Raw genomic sequence first — 16,036 nt, 5'->3', positions numbered from 1 at the left:
CGGCGGGGCGGGTCAGTCGGCGGAGCGGCTCCAGCCGGCCGCCTCGATGCCGGCCGCGTCGGCCGGGCGGTCCTCCGCGAACAGCAGCCGGGCCGGCTCCGACACCCGTACGACGTCCACGTACACCCCGCGGCCGACGTAGCGGCCGGTCGCCTCGTGCCGGAAGCGGAGCCGGACCTGCCGCCCCGCCCACGCGGCGCCGAGCGGGGCTTCGAGGCGGTGCCAGATGCGGCCCGACCAGCCGTCGACGCGGCCCTGCGGCCACTCCTCGGCGGTGCCGCCCGTGGCGCGGACCGTGCTGAACGGCAGCGGCTCCCACGCGCGGCCGTCCGCGGACGCCTCCAGGTGCAGGAAGCCCGCCCCCGGCACGGTGTCCCACCACACGGCGCAGCGCAGCCGCGCGGAGGCCGTCGCGGGGGTCAGCGGAGGCAGGGCCAGCGTGCCGGAGGCGCCGGGCTCCATCCCCGAGTACCAGGCGGGGCCGCCGTGCCGGGTGCGGACGGGGACGGCGCGGGCGAAACGGTTGCCGACGGCGACGCGCGGGGCGCTGCCCGCCCGCCACGTCCGCACCGGGTGGACCGAGTTGCCGAGCAGGACCAGGAAGGAGTCCGTGGACGGGTCCAGGACGAGGGAGGTGCCGGTGAAGCCGGTGTGGCCGGCGGAGTGCGGGGTGGCCATCGCGCCCATGTACCAGTGCTGGTACAGCTCGAAGCCGAGGCCGTGGTCGTCGCCGGGGAAGGCGGTGTTGAAGTCGGTGAAGAGCAGCTCGACGGAGGCGGGGCGCAGGATGCGCCTGCCCGCGTACGCGCCGCCGTCGAGGAGGGTGCGGGCGAGGACGGCCAGGTCCCAGGCGGTGCCGAAGACGCCGGCGTGGCCGGCGGTGCCGCCGAGGGCGTGGGCGTTCTCGTCGTGCACCTCGCCCCAGACGAGGCCGCGGTCCAGGCCGGACCACGGGGGCCGCTGCACCTCGGTGGCGGCCGTGGACCGGCGCCAGGACCGCGGGGGGTTGAAGCGGGTCCGGTGCATGCCGAGCGGGCCGGTGATCTCGTCGCGGAGCAGGACGTCGATGGGGCGGCCGGCGACCTTCTCGATGAGCAGCTGGAGGGTGATGAGGTTCAGGTCGGAGTAGCGGTAGACACTGCCCGGCGGCTCCTGCGGGCGCACGGACCACAGCAGCCGCAACTGCCCCTCCCTCGTGGGCTCCTGGTAGAACGGCGCCCAGGAGCGCAACCCCGACGTGTGCGTGAGCAGCTGCCGGACGGTGATCAGCTCCTTGCCGCCGCCGGTGAACTCGGGCAGGTGGAGGCGGACGGGCGCCTCCAGCTCCAGCCGACCGCGCTCCATCTGCTGGGCGGCGAGCAGCGAGGTGAACAGCTTGGTGAGGGAGGCGAGGTCGAAGACGGTGTCCTCCGCCATCGGGATCCGCTCCTGCGGCGGCAGCTCGCGGGCGGTGTCGGTCCGCCCGTCGTAGTCGGCGTACCGGAGGGCGTGGCCCATCGCCCGGTGCAGGGCGACGGTCCGGCCGCGGCCCGCGAGGACGACGGCGCCGGCGTAGTACGGGCGCTCGGGGGAGGGGCCGAGGAACCGGGCCGCCTCCTGCGCCGCCTCCTCCAGGTGCCGCTCGACGAGTCCGGCCCGGCGGGCCGGGCCGTAGCGCAGCCGCAGCCCCTGGAGGGCCCGCCGATCCGCCGGGTCGCCCGCGGCCCCCGCCCCGGGCAGCGCGCCGTGCAGGAGCAGGACGCCGCCGAGGGCGAGCAGCCGGCCGCCGAGCCGCCGCCGGCTCAGGGCGGGGCCGCCTCCGGCGCCCGGGCCCGGCGGCGGTGCGCCCCCGCGCTCCACTCCCGGGCCGTGCGATGCCGTGCCGCTCCCGGCCCCCTTGTGTGCCTCCATCGCCTGGCCTCCCGTCCGGCCCGTCGGCCTCTCGAAGTATCTGCCCGCAGGGGGCGCGTGGGCCGCACGCTCACCCCCGCAAAGAATCTGACGCTGCATCAGAAAAGGCCTTCCGTAGGCCGCCGTGCTGCGGCATGCTGCCGCCCATGCAGACGGAGCTGAGCAAACAGCTGGGAGTCCCGTACGCCCTCTTCGGCTTCACGCCCTTCCCTGCCGTCGCCGCGGCCCTCACCCGCGCGGGCGGGTTCGGCGTACTCGGCGCGGTCCGCTACACCTCCCCCGACGACCTGCGGCGCGACCTCGACTGGCTGGACGCCCACACCGGCGGCCGGCCCTACGGCCTCGACGTCGTCATGCCCGCCGCGAAGGCGGTCGACGGCATCGGGGAGGCCGAGATCGAGGCGATGATCCCGGCCCGGCACCGCGCCTTCGTCCGCGACACCCTTGCCAGGCACCACGTCCCCGAGCTGCCCGACGGCGAGGCCTCCGGCTGGCGGATCACCGGCTGGATGGAGAAGGTGGCCCGCAGCCAGCTCGACGTCGCCTTCGACTATCCCGTCAAACTCCTGGCGAACGCCCTCGGTTCCCCGCCGGCCGACGTCATCGCCCGCGCCCGCGACCGCGGCGTCCTCACCGCGGCGCTCGCCGGCAGCGCCAAGCACGCCCGCCGCCACGCCGACGTCGGGATCGACATCGTCGTCGCCCAGGGGTACGAGGCCGGCGGCCACACCGGCGAGATAGCCACCATGGTCCTCGTCCCCGAGATCGCCGAAGCGGTGGCCCCGCTGCCCGTCCTCGCCGCCGGCGGCATCGGCAGCGGCGAGCAGATCGCCGCCGGCCTCGCCCTCGGCGCCCAGGGCGTCTGGCTCGGCTCCCTCTGGCTGACCACCACCGAAGCCGACCTGCACTCCCGCGCCCTCACCCGCAGACTCCTCGCCGCCGGCTCCGGCGACACCGTCCGCTCCCGCGCCCTCACCGGCAAGCCGGCCCGCCAGTTGCGCACCGCCTGGACCGACGCCTGGGACGACCCGGACGGGCCCGGCGCCCTGCCCATGCCCCTCCAGGGCCTGCTCGTCGCCGAGGCCCTCTCCCGCATCCAGAGGTACGAGGTCCAGCCGCTGCTCGGCACGCCCGTCGGGCAGATCGTCGGCCGGATGACCAGCGAACGCAGCGTCCAGGCCGTCGTCGACGACCTCACCCGCGGCTTCGAGAGGGCCGTCGACCGCATCAACCGGATCGCCGGCCGAGCCTGACAACCGTCGAAAGAGGTGTGTGCAGCGTGAGCAGCCCGAGCGACACCGGCGGCGAGCGGCCGCGGACCGGGCCCCGGTCCCGCCCCCAGGCCCAGCCCCGGACCCGGTCCCGTCCCCCGCTCCCGAACGGCTTCTGGGCCCAGGCCGCGGCCGATCCCGCGCGCACCGTCCTGGTCGCCCCCGGCGGCGAGGAGTGGACCGCCGGCCGCCTCCACGCGGACGCCAACCGGCTCGTCCGCGGCCTGCGCGCCGCCGGCCTCGCGCCCGGCGACGCCTTCGCCGCCGTCCTGCCCAACGGCCCCGAGTTCCTCACCGCCTACCTGGCCGCCTCGCAGGCCGGCTTCTACCTCGTCCCGATCAACCACCACCTCGTCGGGCCGGAGATCGCCTGGATCACCGCCGACTCCGGCGCCAAGGTCCTCCTCGCCCACGAGCGCTTCGCGGACGCCGCCGCGGCCGCCGCCGACGAGGCCGGCCTGCCCGCGAGCCACCGCTACGCCGTCGGTGCGGTGCCCGGCTTCCGCGCGTACGCCGAACTCCTCGACGGCCACCCCTCGGCGCCCCCCGCCGACCGCACCCTCGGCTGGGTGATGAACTACACCTCCGGCACCACCGGCCGCCCCCGCGGCATCCGCCGCCCCCTGCCGGGCCGGGCCCCGGAGGAGACGTACCTCGGAGGCTTCCTCGGCATCTTCGGAATCCGCCCCCTCGACGGCAACGTGCACCTCGTGTGCTCGCCGCTCTACCACACCGCCGTCCTCCAGTTCGCCGGCGCCTCCCTGCACATCGGGCACCCGCTGGTGCTGATGGACAAGTGGACGCCGCAGGAGATGCTCCGCCTGATCCAGGCCCACCGCTGCACCCACACCCACATGGTCCCCACCCAGTTCCACCGCCTCCTCGCCCTCCCCGAGGAGGTGCGCTCGGCGTACGACGTGAGCTCCATGCGGCATGCCGTCCACGGCGCCGCTCCCTGCCCCGACCACGTCAAACGGGCGATGATCGAGTGGTGGGGGCACTGCGTGGAGGAGTACTACGCGGCCAGCGAGGGCGGCGGCGCGTTCGCCACCGCCGAGGACTGGCTGAAGAAGCCGGGCACGGTGGGCCGGGCCTGGCCCATCAGCGAGCTCGCCGTCCTCGACGACGACGGCAACCGGCTGCCGCCGGGCCGGCTCGGCACCGTCTACATGAAGATGAACACCGGCGGATTCAGCTACCACGGGGACGAGGCGAAGACCCGCGGGAACCGCATCGGCGACTTCTTCACGGTCGGGGACCTCGGTGTGCTCGACGAGGACGGCTTCCTGTTCCTCCGCGACCGCAAGATCGACATGATCATCTCGGGCGGGGTCAACATCTACCCCGCCGAGATCGAGTCCGTCCTGCTGTCCCACCCGGCCGTGGCCGACGCCGCCGCCTTCGGCATCCCGCACGCCGACTGGGGCGAAGAGGTCAAGGCGGTCGTCGAGCCCGCCGACGGACACGAGCCGGGGGAGGCGCTCGCCGCCGACATCCTCGCCCACTGCGCCGGCCGGCTGGCGGCCTTCAAACGCCCCAGGACGGTCGACTTCACGACGGAAATGCCCCGCGACCCCAACGGCAAACTGTACAAACGCCACCTGCGCGCCCCGTACTGGCAGGGTCACGACCGCCCGGTGTGACCACCCTGCCGAACACCGTCGCAAGGTGTTTCCGTTCCTTCGATACGTTCGTGCCTTTCGTTGCGGAAGGTCCGGGCATGGCAGTTTTGGGCTATGAGTTCGGCAGCCCGCAAGTACCCCTTCCTCGACTGGACCGTCCTGGTGCCCGTCGCCGCGATCATCGCCCTGGCGTTCAGCTGGGGGCGGGAGCTGCCCGGGGCCGTGGTGGTCCTCGTCGCGCTGTGCCTGGCGGGGGCGGTGCTCGCGGCCGTGCACCACGCGGAGGTCGTCGCCCACCGGGTGGGCGAACCCTTCGGGTCGCTCGTCCTCGCCGTCGCCGTCACCGTCATCGAAGTCGCCCTCGTCGTCACCCTGATGGCCGACGGAGGGGAGAAGTCCGCCTCCCTCGCCCGGGACACCGTCTTCGCCGCCGTCATGATCACCTGCAACGGCATCGCCGGGCTGTCCCTGCTCGTCGGCGCGCTCCGCAACCGCGTCGCCGTCTTCAACGCCGAGGGAACGGGCGCCGCCCTCGCCACGGTCGCGACTCTGGCCACCCTCAGCCTCGTCCTGCCCACCTTCACCACCAGCAAGCCCGGCCCGGAGTTCTCGGCCGCGCAGCTCACCTTCGCCGCCGTCGCCTCCCTCGCCCTGTACGGGCTGTTCATCGCCGTCCAGACCGTCCGCCACCGCGACTACTTCCTCCCCGTCACCCCCGGGTCCGACGGCAGCAGAGGCGACGAGAGCCATGCCGCACCGCCCACCACACCCGCCGCCCTGGCCAGCCTCGGACTGCTGGTCGTCGCGCTGGTGGCGGTCGTCGGCGACGCCAAGGCCGTCTCGCCCGCCATCGAGGCCGGCGTCGCCAAGGCCGGGATGCCGCAGGCCGTCGTCGGCGTCGTCATCGCGCTGCTCGTCCTGCTCCCCGAGACGCTCGCCGCCGTGCGGGCCGCCCGCCGCGACCGCGTCCAGACCAGCCTCAACCTCGCGTACGGCTCCGCCCTCGCCAGCATCGGCCTGACCATCCCGGCGATCGCGCTGGCCTCGCTGTGGCTGTCGGGGCCGCTGCTCCTCGGCCTCGGCGCGGTCCACATGGTGCTGCTCGCCCTGACGGTCGTCGTCGGCGCCCTCACCATCGTGCCGGGCCGGGCGACGCTCCTGCAGGGCGGCGTCCACCTGGTCCTCCTGGCCGCCTACCTCTTCCTCGCCGTCAGCCCCTGACCGCGCACCGCACCCGTGCGCCGACCCTGACGATGTGTCACGATCGGTCGCATGACCGCTGCACGGGAGGACCACGGCGCGGACGCGCACGGCGCGCTGCCGGTACGCGACCAGACCGTCGACGGGCTGGTGCGCGCCGTCGCCCGCCGCTTCCCCGGCCGCGAGGCGGTCCGGTACCGCGGCCGCACCTGGACGTACGCGGAACTCGACGCGGCCGCCACCACCGGCGCCGCCGTCCTGCGCGGCCGGTACGGGCTCGCGCCGGGCGACCGGGTGGCGGCCTTCGCCCACAACTGCGACGCCTACCTGATCGCCTTCCTCTCCTGCGCCCGGGCGGGCCTCGTGCACGTCCCGGTCAACCAGAACCTCACCGGCGCGGACCTGGCGCACATCCTCGACGACTGCACCGCCTCGCTCGTCCTCGCCGACCCCGACCGGGCCGACCGGATCCCGGGCGGACGCGCCGTGCGGCCGCTGCGGGACGCCTCCGGCTCCTTCCTGGACGCGCTGTCCCGCCCGCAGCCCTTCGAGGCGGCAGGCGACCCGGACGCCGTGGTGCAGCTGCTGTACACCTCCGGCACCACCGCCCTGCCCAAGGGTGCGGTGATGACGCACCGGGCGCTCGCCCACGCGTACGAGAGCGCGATCGAGGCGCTGCACCTCGACCCGGCGGACCTGCCGGTGCACGCGCTGCCGCTGTACCACTCGGCGCAGATGCACGTCTTCCTGCTGCCCTCCCTGGCGGTCGGCGCCCGCAACACGATCCTGGACGCCCCCGTGCCCGAGGAGGTCTTCGCGCTGGTCGAGGCCGGGCGCGCGGACAGCTTCTTCGCGCCGCCGACGGTGTGGATCGGCTTCGCGAACCACCCGGAGTTCGAGCGGCGCGACCTGAGCGCCCTGCGCAAGGCCTACTACGGCGCCTCGATCATGCCGGTGCCCGTCCTGGAGCGGCTTCGGGCCCGCCTGCCCCGCCTCGGCTTCTACAACTGCTTCGGGCAGAGCGAGATCGGACCGCTGGCGACGGTGCTCGCACCGGACGAGCACGACGGACGCATGGCGTCCTGCGGCAGGCCGGTCAGGCACGTCCGGGCCAAGGTCGTCGACGAGCACGGCGCGGACGTCCCCGACGGCACGGCCGGCGAGGTCGTCTACCGCTCCCCGCAGCTGTGCCGGGGGTACTGGAACGCCCCCGAGGCCACCCGGCAGGCGTTCCGGGACGGCTGGTTCCGCTCCGGCGACCTGGCCGTGCGCGACGCGGAGGGGTACTTCACCGTCGTCGACCGGGTCAAGGACGTCATCAACTCCGGAGGCGTGCTCGTCGCCTCCCGGCAGGTCGAGGACGTCCTCTACACCCACCCCGCGGTGGCGGAGGCCGCGGTCGTGGGGCTGCCGGACCCGCGCTGGATCGAGGCGGTCACCGCCGTGGTGGTGCCCCGCGGGGACGTGACGGAGGCGGAGCTGATCGCGTGGGCGCGCGAACGGCTGGCCCACTTCAAGGCGCCGAAACGGGTCCTGTTCGCGGAAGCCCTGCCCCGCAACGCCAGCGGCAAGATCCTCAAACGCGAACTCCGCGACCGGTACGCCACCTCCGGCAACCACTGACCTCCCCGAGCCCCCTCCGCGGGTGCCCGGCCGCGCGCCGGGCCGCCGGCCGTGCCCGCGCCGTCCCCGACCGGCCCGCGCGTGCGCGGTCAGTCGATCGGCCGGTCCGTGTGGCCGAGGCGGCGGCGGGTCATGTGTTCGTGCGCCAGCCGGCCCACGAGGCCGCCGCCGAAGACGACGAACCCGACGCCGACGAGCCATGACTGGACGACCAGCAGCGTGCCGAACGGCCCGTACGTGACGGCGTTGGAGGCGATCAGCGGGGAGAACACCAGCTGGGAGAAGATCCGCAGCCCGAGCAGCCCGAGGCTGGTCGCCACCGCTCCGGGCAGCAGGGCCCGCCAGCGGACCCGCCCTCCGAGCAGGAGCCGCTGGGACCCCCAGAAGAACAGGCAGGTTCCGGCGAGGTCGCCCGCGGTGGCGAGGGCGGCGGTGGCGCCGTCCTGCGCGGTGGGCATCCCGACGAGCAGGGCGAGGTATCCGACCAGCAGGGCCAGCCACACGACGTGCCGCCACATGGTGTGCCAGCGGGCCGTCGGCAGGTCCCACACCTTCTCGTAGCCCCTCTGGACGGCCCAGCCGAACGTGAGCCCGAACACCGCGAGGGCCGCGAGGCCGAACGCGGTCGTCCGCTCCAGCGCCAGATCGGCCGCACCGAACAGCATCTCCACGCGGGCCCGCGAGGACACGCTCACCCCGAGGGCCTGCCCGAGCCAGCGCCCGAAGCCGGAGCCGGAGCCCGGCGCGGCCGCCGCCACCACGACGAGCAGCGGCACCAGGGTCAGGAAGCCCAGGGCGGCGAAGCCCATGGCCCGGTGCATCAGCTCCATCTCCCGGCCCCGGCTCCAGGCCAGCCCGACGTGGGAGGCCATGAGCCGGTCGTGGAGCCGTCGGAGCGTGTGGGTCACGCCTCATGGACTACCCGGACGGGCCCGGGGGCTCCCGGACGCCCGGCCGAAGTAGGACCGAACGGGTGCTCCCGCCCGCCCCCGACCAGGCCGTCACCGGTCGCCGCGCAGGTCCACCACCCGTCTGATCTTCCCCACGGACCGCTCCAGCGTCTCCGGGTCGACGACCTCCACCGCCACCGTCACCCCGATGCCCTCCTTGACCGCCCGGACGACGGCGGCCGCCGACTCCTCCCGCAGCCGGGCATCGGCCTCCCGGCGCGCCTCCACCCGCACCGTCAGGACGTCCAGCCGGCCTTCCCGCGCCAGCCGCAGCTGGAAGTGCGGGGCAAGGCCCGGTATCCGCAGCAGGACCTCCTCGATCTGTGTCGGGTACAGGTTCACCCCGCGCAGGATGATCATGTCGTCGCTGCGGCCGGTCACCCGCTCCATGCGCCGGAACGCCGGACGGGCCGTGCCCGGCAGCAGCCGGGTCAGGTCGCGCGTGCGGTAGCGGATGACCGGCATGGCCTCCTTCGTCAGCGACGTGAACACCAGCTCCCCGGGCTCCCCCTCCGGCAGCGGCTCACCCGTCAGCGGGTCCACCACCTCTGGATAGAAGTGGTCCTCCCACACATGCAGGCCGTCCTTCGTGTCGGCGAACTCCTGGGCCACGCCCGGGCCGATGACCTCGGACAGGCCGTAGATGTCGACTGCGTCGATGCCGAGCCGGCCCTCGATCTCCCGCCGCATCGCCTCCGTCCACGGCTCCGCCCCGAAGATGCCCGTCCGCAGCGAGGTGGACCGCGGGTCGATGCCCTGCCGCTCCATCTCGTCCATCAGCGTCAGCATGTAGGAGGGGGTCACCATGATGACCTCCGGCCGGAAGTCCTGGATCAGTCTGACCTGGCGGTCCGTCATCCCGCCGGACGCGGGCACCACGGTGCAGCCCAGCCGCTCCGCGCCGTAGTGCGCACCGAGCCCGCCGGTGAACAGGCCGTACCCGTACGCCACGTGCACGATCTGGCCGGGGCGGCCGCCGGCCGCGCGTATCGAACGGGCCACGACATCCGCCCAGGCGGACAGGTCCCGCTCCGTGTACCCGACCACCGTCGGCCGGCCCGTCGTGCCGCTGGAGGCGTGGATTCGGCGCACCTCGGTGCGCGGCACTGCGAACATCCCGAACGGGTACTGGTCGCGCAGGTCCGCCTTCGTCGTGAAGGGGAAGCGCGCCAGGTCCGCCAGGGACCGGCAGTCGCCCGGGTGCACGCCCGCCTTGTCGAAGGCCTGCCGGTAGAACGGCACCCGCTCGTACGCCCGGCTCAGGGTGGCCCGCAGCCGGTCCGTCTGGAGCGCGGCCAACTCCGCCGCTCCGAGCCGCTCGCCCGCGTCCCGCAAGTCCTCGTGCATCGTCATCTGCCCTCACCCCGTCGTGAGCCGTGGAACCGACCGATCATTCGGTAGATTGCCCGACCCCGACGACCGAAGGCAATGACTCGAACGAGTGATCACACCGTGGCGGCCCTCCGGAGTCCCTGCGCTCGGGAGTCCTGCGCCCGGCGGACGACCGGGCTCATCGCCCGGAGGGGACGCGGCTCCCTGCGCGCCCGCACGGCCACCGGCAACGCCCCCGCCCGGCGTCACGCCCCGCCCGACGTGTCCGCCTCGCCCTCGCCCTCCGCCCCGGCCGCCACTGCCTTCGCCCACCGGTAGTCCGCCTTGCCGCTCGGCGACCGCTGCACCTGCGCGGCGATGACCAGCCGCCGCGGGATCTTGTACCCCGCCAGCCTGGTCCGGCAGTGCGCCTGGATCTCCTCCAACGTCGGCTCCGGGGCGCCCTCGCGCAGCTGCACCACCGCCGCGACCCGGCTGCCCCACCGGGGGTCGGGCACCCCGGCGACCAGGGCGTCGTACACCCCCGGGTGCGCCTTCAGGGCCTGCTCGACCTCCTCCGGGTACACCTTCTCGCCGCCCGTGTTGATGCACTGCGAGCCCCGCCCGAGCACCGTGACGACGCCGTCAGCGTCCACCGTCGCCATGTCGCCGAGCAGCACCCACCGCTCGCCGTCCTTCAGGAAGAACGTCTCCGCGGTCTTCGCCGGATCGTTGTAGTAGCCGAGCGGCACGTGCCCGCGCTGCGCGAGCCGCCCCGGCACCCCGGCCGGCACCGGCTCGCGGGTCACCGGGTCCACCACCCGCGTGCGCTCGTTGACCACCAGCCGGAAGCCGCGCCCGGGCCCGGCGTCGTCGGCCGCGCGCCCGTTGGAGCCGGACTCGGACGAGCCGAAGTTGTTCAGCAGCATCACGTGCGGGGCGAGCCGCCGGAAGGCCGCGGCCACCGAGTCCGACATGACCGCCCCGGACGACGAGACGCTGAACAGGCCGGACAGGTCCGTCCCCCGCAGAGGCCCCTCCAGTGCGTCCACGAGCGGCCGCAGCATCGCGTCGCCGACCAGCGACACGCTCGACACCCGCTCCCTCTCGATCGTCCGCAGCACCTCCTCGGGCACGTACTTGCGGTGCAGGACCACCCGCTGCCCGTAGTTGAACGCGATGAACGACGTCAGCGTGGACGTGCCGTGCATCAGCGGCGGCGCCGGGAAGAAGGTCAGCCCGGCGCCGCGCGCCGCCGCCCGCTCCGCCAGCTCCTCGGGCCGCTTCACCGGCTCACCCGACGGCTCGCCGCCGAAGAGGCCCGCGAAGAACAGGTCCTCCGCCCGCCACATCACACCCTTGGGCAGCCCCGTCGTGCCGCCCGTGTAGATGATGAACAGGTCGTCGGGGGAGCGGGGCGCGAACCCGCGCGCCGGCGAGCCCGCCGCCTCGGCGTCCCCGAACGCCACCGGCGCGAGCGCCGGCTCGGGCGCCCCCTCGGGGGCGGCGCCGACGCGCAGCAGGTGCCGCAGCCGGGGCGTGTGCGGCAGCGCCGCCGCGACCCGCCCGGTGAACTCGCCGTCGAAGACGAGCGCGGCGAGGTCGGCGTCGCCGTAGAGGTGGACCAGCTCCTCCTCGACGTACCGGTAGTTGACGTTCACCGGCACCAGGCGCGCCTTGAGGCAGGCCAGCACGGTCTGGAGGTACTCGACCCCGTTGTACAGGTGCAGGCCCACGTGCTCCCCGGGCCGCAGGCCGCCGTCGAGCAGGTGGTGGGCAACGCGGTTCGCCGCCGCATCCAACTGCGCGTAGGTGAGGCGTCGTTCGGCACCGGTCCCCGGGTGGTCGACGTACACCAGGGCCTCGCGTTCCGGGACCGCGTCGACGACCGACTCGAACAGGTCGGCAAGGTTGTACTCCACCGTTCCTCCCTCACCCCGGGGTCGGGCCCGCACGGCGAGCGGCACGCGGGGCCGTCGGGCGGCCATTACAGCGCCGCGCACCCCAACTGGGAAGGGTGCCACCCAACAAAACTGACTGAGTGTCAGAAAACTATTGAACTGCCCCGGGCACTCCTGCAACCTGTTCCAGGTCACCGGAGACGGGAGGACGGCAATGGGTGGGACGGAACACCTGACCGTGCAGCGCCACGGAGCCACGCTGGTGCTCACCATGAACAGGCCCGAGGCGAAGAACGCCCTCTCGCTGCCCCTGCTGGTCGGCCTCTACGACGGCTGGCTCCAGGCGGACGCCGACGACGCCGTCCGCTCCGTCGTCCTGACCGGCGCGGGCGGCGACTTCTGCGCCGGCATGGACCTCAAGGCGCTCGCCGGGCGCGGCATGGGCGGCGACGCCTACCGCGACCGCCTCAAGGCCGACCCCGACCTGCACTGGAAGGCGATGCTCCGCCACCACCGGCCCCGCAAGCCGGTGATCGCCGCCGTCGAGGGGTACTGCGTCGCCGGCGGCACCGAGATCCTCCAGGGCACCGACATCCGCGTGGCCGCCGAAGGGGCCGTCTTCGGGCTGTTCGAGGTCCGGCGCGGCCTGTTCCCGATCGGCGGCTCGACCGTCCGCCTGCCCCGCCAGATCCCGCGCACCCACGCGCTGGAGATGCTGCTGACCGGCCGCCCCTACTCCGCCGAGGAGGCCGCACGGATCGGCCTCGTCGGCCGCGTCGTACCGGACGGGACGGCCCTGGAGGCCGCCCTGGAGACCGCCGAGCTGATCAACGCCTGCGGCCCCCTCGCCGTCGAGGCCGTCAAGGCCTCCGTGTACGAGACCGCCGGCCTCACCGAAGCCGAGGGCCTCGCCGCCGAACTCGACCGCGGACAGCCGGTCTTCGACACCGCCGACGCCAAGGAGGGCGCCCGCGCCTTCGCCGAGAAGCGCCCCCCGGTCTACCGCCGCGCGTAGCCCCGCTTCGCCCCTCCTTCCTCCCGCCGGGCCCCTACCCCCCGGAGAATCCGGAGAGACCCATGACAGCAGCGCCCCCTCCCGAGGTGCTCCGCGCGCCCCTCGTCGTCGAGTTCCCCTTCACCCGCTCCCTCGGCCCCGTCCAGAGCGCCTTCCTGACCGGGCTCCGCGAACGCGTCGTCCTCGGCGCCAGAACCTCCGGCGGCACCGTCCTCGTCCCACCCGCCGAGTACGACCCCGCCACCGCCGAGGAGCTCCGCGAACTCGTCGAGGTCGCCCCCGCCGGCACCGTCACCACCTGGGCCTGGAACGACCACCCGCGCCCCAGCCAGCCCCTCGCCACACCCTTCGCCTGGGTCCTCGTCCGCCTCGACGGCGCCGACACCGCCCTCCTGCACGCCCTCGACGCCGCCGGCCCCGACGCGGTCCGCACCGGCATGCGCGTCCGCATCCGCTGGGCCGCCGAACGCACCGGCGCCATCACCGACATCGCCTGCTTCGAACCGGACGACGCACCCCCGCCCGGTCACCCGCCCGCCGCGACCCCGCACGAGGGCCGCTTCCCCGACCCGGTCACCCGCATCGTCACCGAGGCACGCCTCGACTACACCCACACCCCCGGCCGCGCCCAGAGCGCCCACCTCGCCGCCCTCCGCGAGCGGCGCACCGTCGGCGAGCGCTGCCCCTCCTGCCGGAAGGTGTACGTCCCCCCGCGCGGCGCCTGCCCCACCTGCGGCGTCGCCACCACCGACCGGGTCGAGGTCGGCCCGGCCGGCACCGTCACCACCTTCTGCATCGTCAACATCAAGGCCCGCAACCTCGACATCGAGGTGCCCTACGTGTACGCCCACATCGCCCTCGACGGCGCCGACCTCCCCCTCCACGGCCGGATCGGAGGCATCCCCTACGACCAGGTCCGCATGGGCCTGCGCGTCGAACCCGTGTGGACCGCCGACGGCCGCCACCCCGACCACTACCGCCCCACCGGCGAGCCCGACGCCGCCTACGACAGCTACAAGGAGCTCATCTGATGGCCCGCCACGAGCGCGACATCGCCGTCGTGGCGTTCGCCCAGAGCGACCACCGGCGCCGCACCGACGACCTCAGCGAGCTCGACATGCTCCTGCCCGTCCTCGACGAGGTCCGCGAGAGGACCGGCCTGCGCGCCCGCGACATCGGCTTCACCTGCTCCGGATCGAGCGACTACCTCGCCGGCCGCCCCTTCTCCTTCACCATGACCCTCGACGGCGTCGGCGCCTGGCCCCCCATCTCCGAATCCCACGTCGAAACGGACGGCGCCTGGGCCCTGTACGAGGCCTGGGTCAAGCTGCGCACCGGTCAGGCCGACACCGCGCTCGTCTACGCCTACGGCAAGTCCTCGCCCGGCTCCCTGCGCGACGTCCTGACCCGGCAGCTCGACCCCTACTACCTCGCCCCCCTGTGGCCCGACTCCATCGCCCTCGCCGCCCTCCAGGCCCAGGCCCTCGTCGACGCCGGCGACACCGACGAGGAGGCGCTCGCCGCGATCGCCGCCCGCAGCCGCGCCGCCGCCGAGGCCAACCCGCACGCCCAGCTCTCCGGCACCGTCCCGCACGGCGGCCACCAGGTACGGCCGCTGCGCACCGGCGACTGCCCGCCCGTCGGCGACGGCGCCGCCGCCGTGGTCCTCGCCGCCGGCGACACCGCCCGCCGCCTGTGCGGGCGGCCCGCCTGGATCACCGGCATCGACCACCGCATCGAGGCCCACAGCCTGGGCGTGCGCGACCTCACCGACTCCCCCTCCACCCGCCTCGCCGCCCAGCGCGCCGGCCTCTTCACCGCGCCCGTCGACACCGCCGAGCTGCACGCCCCGTTCACCTCCCAGGAGGTCGTCCTGCGCAAGGCGCTGCGCCTCGGCCGGTCCACCGCCGTGAACCCCTCCGGCGGGGCGCTCGCCGCGAACCCCGTCATGGCCGCCGGCCTGATCCGCATCGGCGAGGCCGCCGCCCGCATCCACCGCGGCGACTCCGACCGGGCCGTCGCCCACGCCACCTCCGGACCCTGCCTCCAGCAGAACCTGGTCGCCGTCCTGGAAGGGGACCGAGCATGAGCAAGGAGCCCGTGGCCGTCATCGGCATCGGCCAGACCAAGCACGCGGCCGCCCGCCAGGACGTCTCCCTCGCCGGCCTCGTCCGCGAGGCCGCCTCCCGCGCCCTCGCCGACGCCGAGCTGGCCTGGCAGGACGTCGACGCCGTCGTCATCGGCAAGGCCCCCGACTTCTTCGAGGGCGTCATGATGCCCGAGCTGTACCTCGCCGATGCCCTGGGCGCCGTCGGCAAGCCGATGCTGCGCGTCCACACCGCCGGGTCGGTCGGCGGATCGACCGCGCTCGTCGCCGCCGACCTCGTCGCCGCCCGCGTGCACCGCACCGTGCTCGCCCTCGCCTTCGAGAAGCAGTCCGAGTCCAACGCCATGTGGGGGCTGTCGCTGCCCGTCCCCTTCCAGCAGCCGCTGCTCGCCGGAGCCGGCGGGTTCTTCGCCCCGCACGTGCGCGCGTACATGCGGCGCACCGGCGCCCCCGCCGCCGTCGGCTCGCTCGTCGCGTACAAGGACCGCCGCAACGCCCTGAAGAACCCGTACGCGCACCTCCACGAGCACGGCATCACCCTGGAGCAGGTCCAGGCCTCGCCGATGCTGTGGGACCCCGTCCGCTACTCCGAGACCTGCCCCTCCTCCGACGGGGCCTGCGCGATGGTGCTCACCGACCGGGCCGGCGCCACCCGCGCCCCCCGCCCGCCCGCCTGGGTGCACGGCGGGGCCATGCGCAGCGAGCCGACGCTCTTCGCCGGCAAGGACTTCGTCTCCCCGCAGGCCGGGAAGGACTGCGCGGCCGACGTCTACCGGCAGGCAGGCATCACCGACCCGCGCCGCGAGATCGACGCCGCCGAGCTGTACGTGCCGTTCTCCTGGTACGAGCCGATGTGGCTGGAGAACCTCGGCTTCGCCGCCGAGGGCGAGGGCTGGAAGCTCACCGAGGCCGGCGCGACCGAGCTCGACGGAGACCTGCCCGTGAACCCCTCAGGCGGGGTCCTCTCCTCCAACCCGATCGGCGCCTCGGGCATGATCCGCTTCGCGGAGGCGGCCCTCCAGGTCCGCGGCCAGGCGGGCGCGCACCAGGTCCCGGGAGCCCGCCGGGCGCTCGGCCACGCCTACGGGGGCGGCGCCCAGTTCTTCGCCATGTGGCTGGTCGGCTCCGGGCTCCCCGGCTCCTGAG

12 protein-coding genes are annotated in these 16,036 nt (G+C 74.4%); 8 read left to right on the top strand and 4 right to left on the bottom strand.

Annotated elements, in window-relative coordinates:
• Window positions 1–12: 12 nt before the first annotated feature.
• Entirely contained in the window at window positions 13–1,890 is a 1,878-nt protein-coding gene (locus tag IE170_RS16425) for a serine hydrolase domain-containing protein (RefSeq protein WP_189810120.1), read from the bottom strand.
• Window positions 1,891–2,036: 146 nt separating this feature from the next.
• Here IE170_RS16425 and IE170_RS16420 point away from each other — a divergent pair, with 146 nt between their 5' ends.
• The 4 genes from IE170_RS16420 (at window position 2,037) to IE170_RS16405 (ending at window position 7,606) form a co-directional block, all read left to right on the top strand.
• On the top strand, window positions 2,037–3,143 hold the full coding sequence (locus tag IE170_RS16420) for a nitronate monooxygenase (protein ID WP_189810119.1): 1,107 nt from the start codon (window positions 2,037–2,039) through the stop codon (window positions 3,141–3,143).
• Between the two features lie 26 nt (window positions 3,144–3,169).
• Window positions 3,170–4,804: an acyl-CoA synthetase gene (locus IE170_RS16415; protein WP_189810118.1), complete on the top strand. Its 1,635-nt coding sequence runs from the start codon at window positions 3,170–3,172 to the stop codon at window positions 4,802–4,804.
• Window positions 4,805–4,897: 93 nt separating this feature from the next.
• The gene (locus tag IE170_RS16410) at window positions 4,898–6,004 is read left to right on the top strand and encodes a calcium:cation antiporter (protein WP_189810117.1); all 1,107 of its coding nucleotides are present in this window, start codon (window positions 4,898–4,900) and stop codon (window positions 6,002–6,004) included.
• A 51-nt stretch (window positions 6,005–6,055) separates the two neighbouring features.
• The gene (locus IE170_RS16405; RefSeq protein ID WP_189810116.1) at window positions 6,056–7,606 is read left to right on the top strand and encodes a fatty acyl-CoA synthetase; all 1,551 of its coding nucleotides are present in this window, start codon (window positions 6,056–6,058) and stop codon (window positions 7,604–7,606) included.
• A gap of 89 nt (window positions 7,607–7,695) precedes the next feature.
• On the opposite strand, the gene IE170_RS16400 is transcribed toward IE170_RS16405, so the two are convergent.
• From IE170_RS16400 to IE170_RS16390, 3 genes are all read right to left on the bottom strand, one after another.
• Complete coding sequence (locus IE170_RS16400; protein WP_189810158.1) at window positions 7,696–8,478, bottom strand: YhjD/YihY/BrkB family envelope integrity protein; 783 nt, start codon at window positions 8,476–8,478, stop codon at window positions 7,696–7,698.
• Window positions 8,479–8,607: 129 nt separating this feature from the next.
• Entirely contained in the window at window positions 8,608–9,909 is a 1,302-nt protein-coding gene (gene paaK, locus IE170_RS16395; protein ID WP_189810115.1) for a phenylacetate--CoA ligase PaaK, read from the bottom strand.
• A 224-nt stretch (window positions 9,910–10,133) separates the two neighbouring features.
• The gene (locus IE170_RS16390; RefSeq protein WP_189810114.1) at window positions 10,134–11,789 is read right to left on the bottom strand and encodes an acyl-CoA synthetase; all 1,656 of its coding nucleotides are present in this window, start codon (window positions 11,787–11,789) and stop codon (window positions 10,134–10,136) included.
• Window positions 11,790–11,982: 193 nt separating this feature from the next.
• Here IE170_RS16390 and IE170_RS16385 point away from each other — a divergent pair, with 193 nt between their 5' ends.
• The 4 genes from IE170_RS16385 (at window position 11,983) to IE170_RS16370 (ending at window position 16,035) form a co-directional block, all read left to right on the top strand.
• A complete protein-coding gene (locus IE170_RS16385; protein WP_189810113.1) occupies window positions 11,983–12,783 on the top strand; it encodes a crotonase/enoyl-CoA hydratase family protein in 801 nt (266 codons plus the stop codon).
• A 62-nt stretch (window positions 12,784–12,845) separates the two neighbouring features.
• Window positions 12,846–13,814 carry a Zn-ribbon domain-containing OB-fold protein gene (locus IE170_RS16380; RefSeq protein ID WP_189810112.1) on the top strand — a complete coding sequence of 323 codons (969 nt, stop codon included), beginning with the start codon at window positions 12,846–12,848 and terminating at the stop codon, window positions 13,812–13,814.
• Window positions 13,814–14,872 carry a thiolase family protein gene (locus IE170_RS16375; RefSeq protein WP_189810111.1) on the top strand — a complete coding sequence of 353 codons (1,059 nt, stop codon included), beginning with the start codon at window positions 13,814–13,816 and terminating at the stop codon, window positions 14,870–14,872. Before IE170_RS16380 ends, IE170_RS16375 begins: the two co-directional genes overlap by 1 nt.
• Window positions 14,869–16,035 carry a thiolase family protein gene (locus IE170_RS16370; RefSeq protein WP_189810110.1) on the top strand — a complete coding sequence of 389 codons (1,167 nt, stop codon included), beginning with the start codon at window positions 14,869–14,871 and terminating at the stop codon, window positions 16,033–16,035. Before IE170_RS16375 ends, IE170_RS16370 begins: the two co-directional genes overlap by 4 nt.
• Window position 16,036 lies beyond the last annotated feature (1 nt).

Source organism: Streptomyces toxytricini (assembly GCF_014649915.1).
GTDB classification, from domain to species: domain Bacteria; phylum Actinomycetota; class Actinomycetes; order Streptomycetales; family Streptomycetaceae; genus Streptomyces; species Streptomyces toxytricini.
Note: the sequence above shows the minus strand (reverse complement) of the source record. Positions and strands in the feature narration are given on the sequence as shown.

Excerpts from the sequence above, each read along its gene's own strand:
- IE170_RS16425 (WP_189810120.1), bottom strand. The coding sequence starts at position 1,890 with ATGGAGGCACACAAGGGGGCCGGGAGCGGCACGGCATCGCACGGCCCG.
- IE170_RS16420 (WP_189810119.1), top strand. The coding sequence starts at position 2,037 with ATGCAGACGGAGCTGAGCAAACAGCTGGGAGTCCCGTACGCCCTCTTC.
- IE170_RS16410 (WP_189810117.1), top strand. The coding sequence starts at position 4,898 with ATGAGTTCGGCAGCCCGCAAGTACCCCTTCCTCGACTGGACCGTCCTG.
- IE170_RS16405 (WP_189810116.1), top strand. The coding sequence starts at position 6,056 with ATGACCGCTGCACGGGAGGACCACGGCGCGGACGCGCACGGCGCGCTG.
- IE170_RS16400 (WP_189810158.1), bottom strand. The coding sequence starts at position 8,478 with ATGGCCTCCCACGTCGGGCTGGCCTGGAGCCGGGGCCGGGAGATGGAG.
- paaK (WP_189810115.1), bottom strand. The coding sequence starts at position 9,909 with ATGACGATGCACGAGGACTTGCGGGACGCGGGCGAGCGGCTCGGAGCG.
- IE170_RS16385 (WP_189810113.1), top strand. The coding sequence starts at position 11,983 with ATGGGTGGGACGGAACACCTGACCGTGCAGCGCCACGGAGCCACGCTG.
- IE170_RS16380 (WP_189810112.1), top strand. The coding sequence starts at position 12,846 with ATGACAGCAGCGCCCCCTCCCGAGGTGCTCCGCGCGCCCCTCGTCGTC.
- IE170_RS16375 (WP_189810111.1), top strand. The coding sequence starts at position 13,814 with ATGGCCCGCCACGAGCGCGACATCGCCGTCGTGGCGTTCGCCCAGAGC.
- IE170_RS16370 (WP_189810110.1), top strand. The coding sequence starts at position 14,869 with ATGAGCAAGGAGCCCGTGGCCGTCATCGGCATCGGCCAGACCAAGCAC.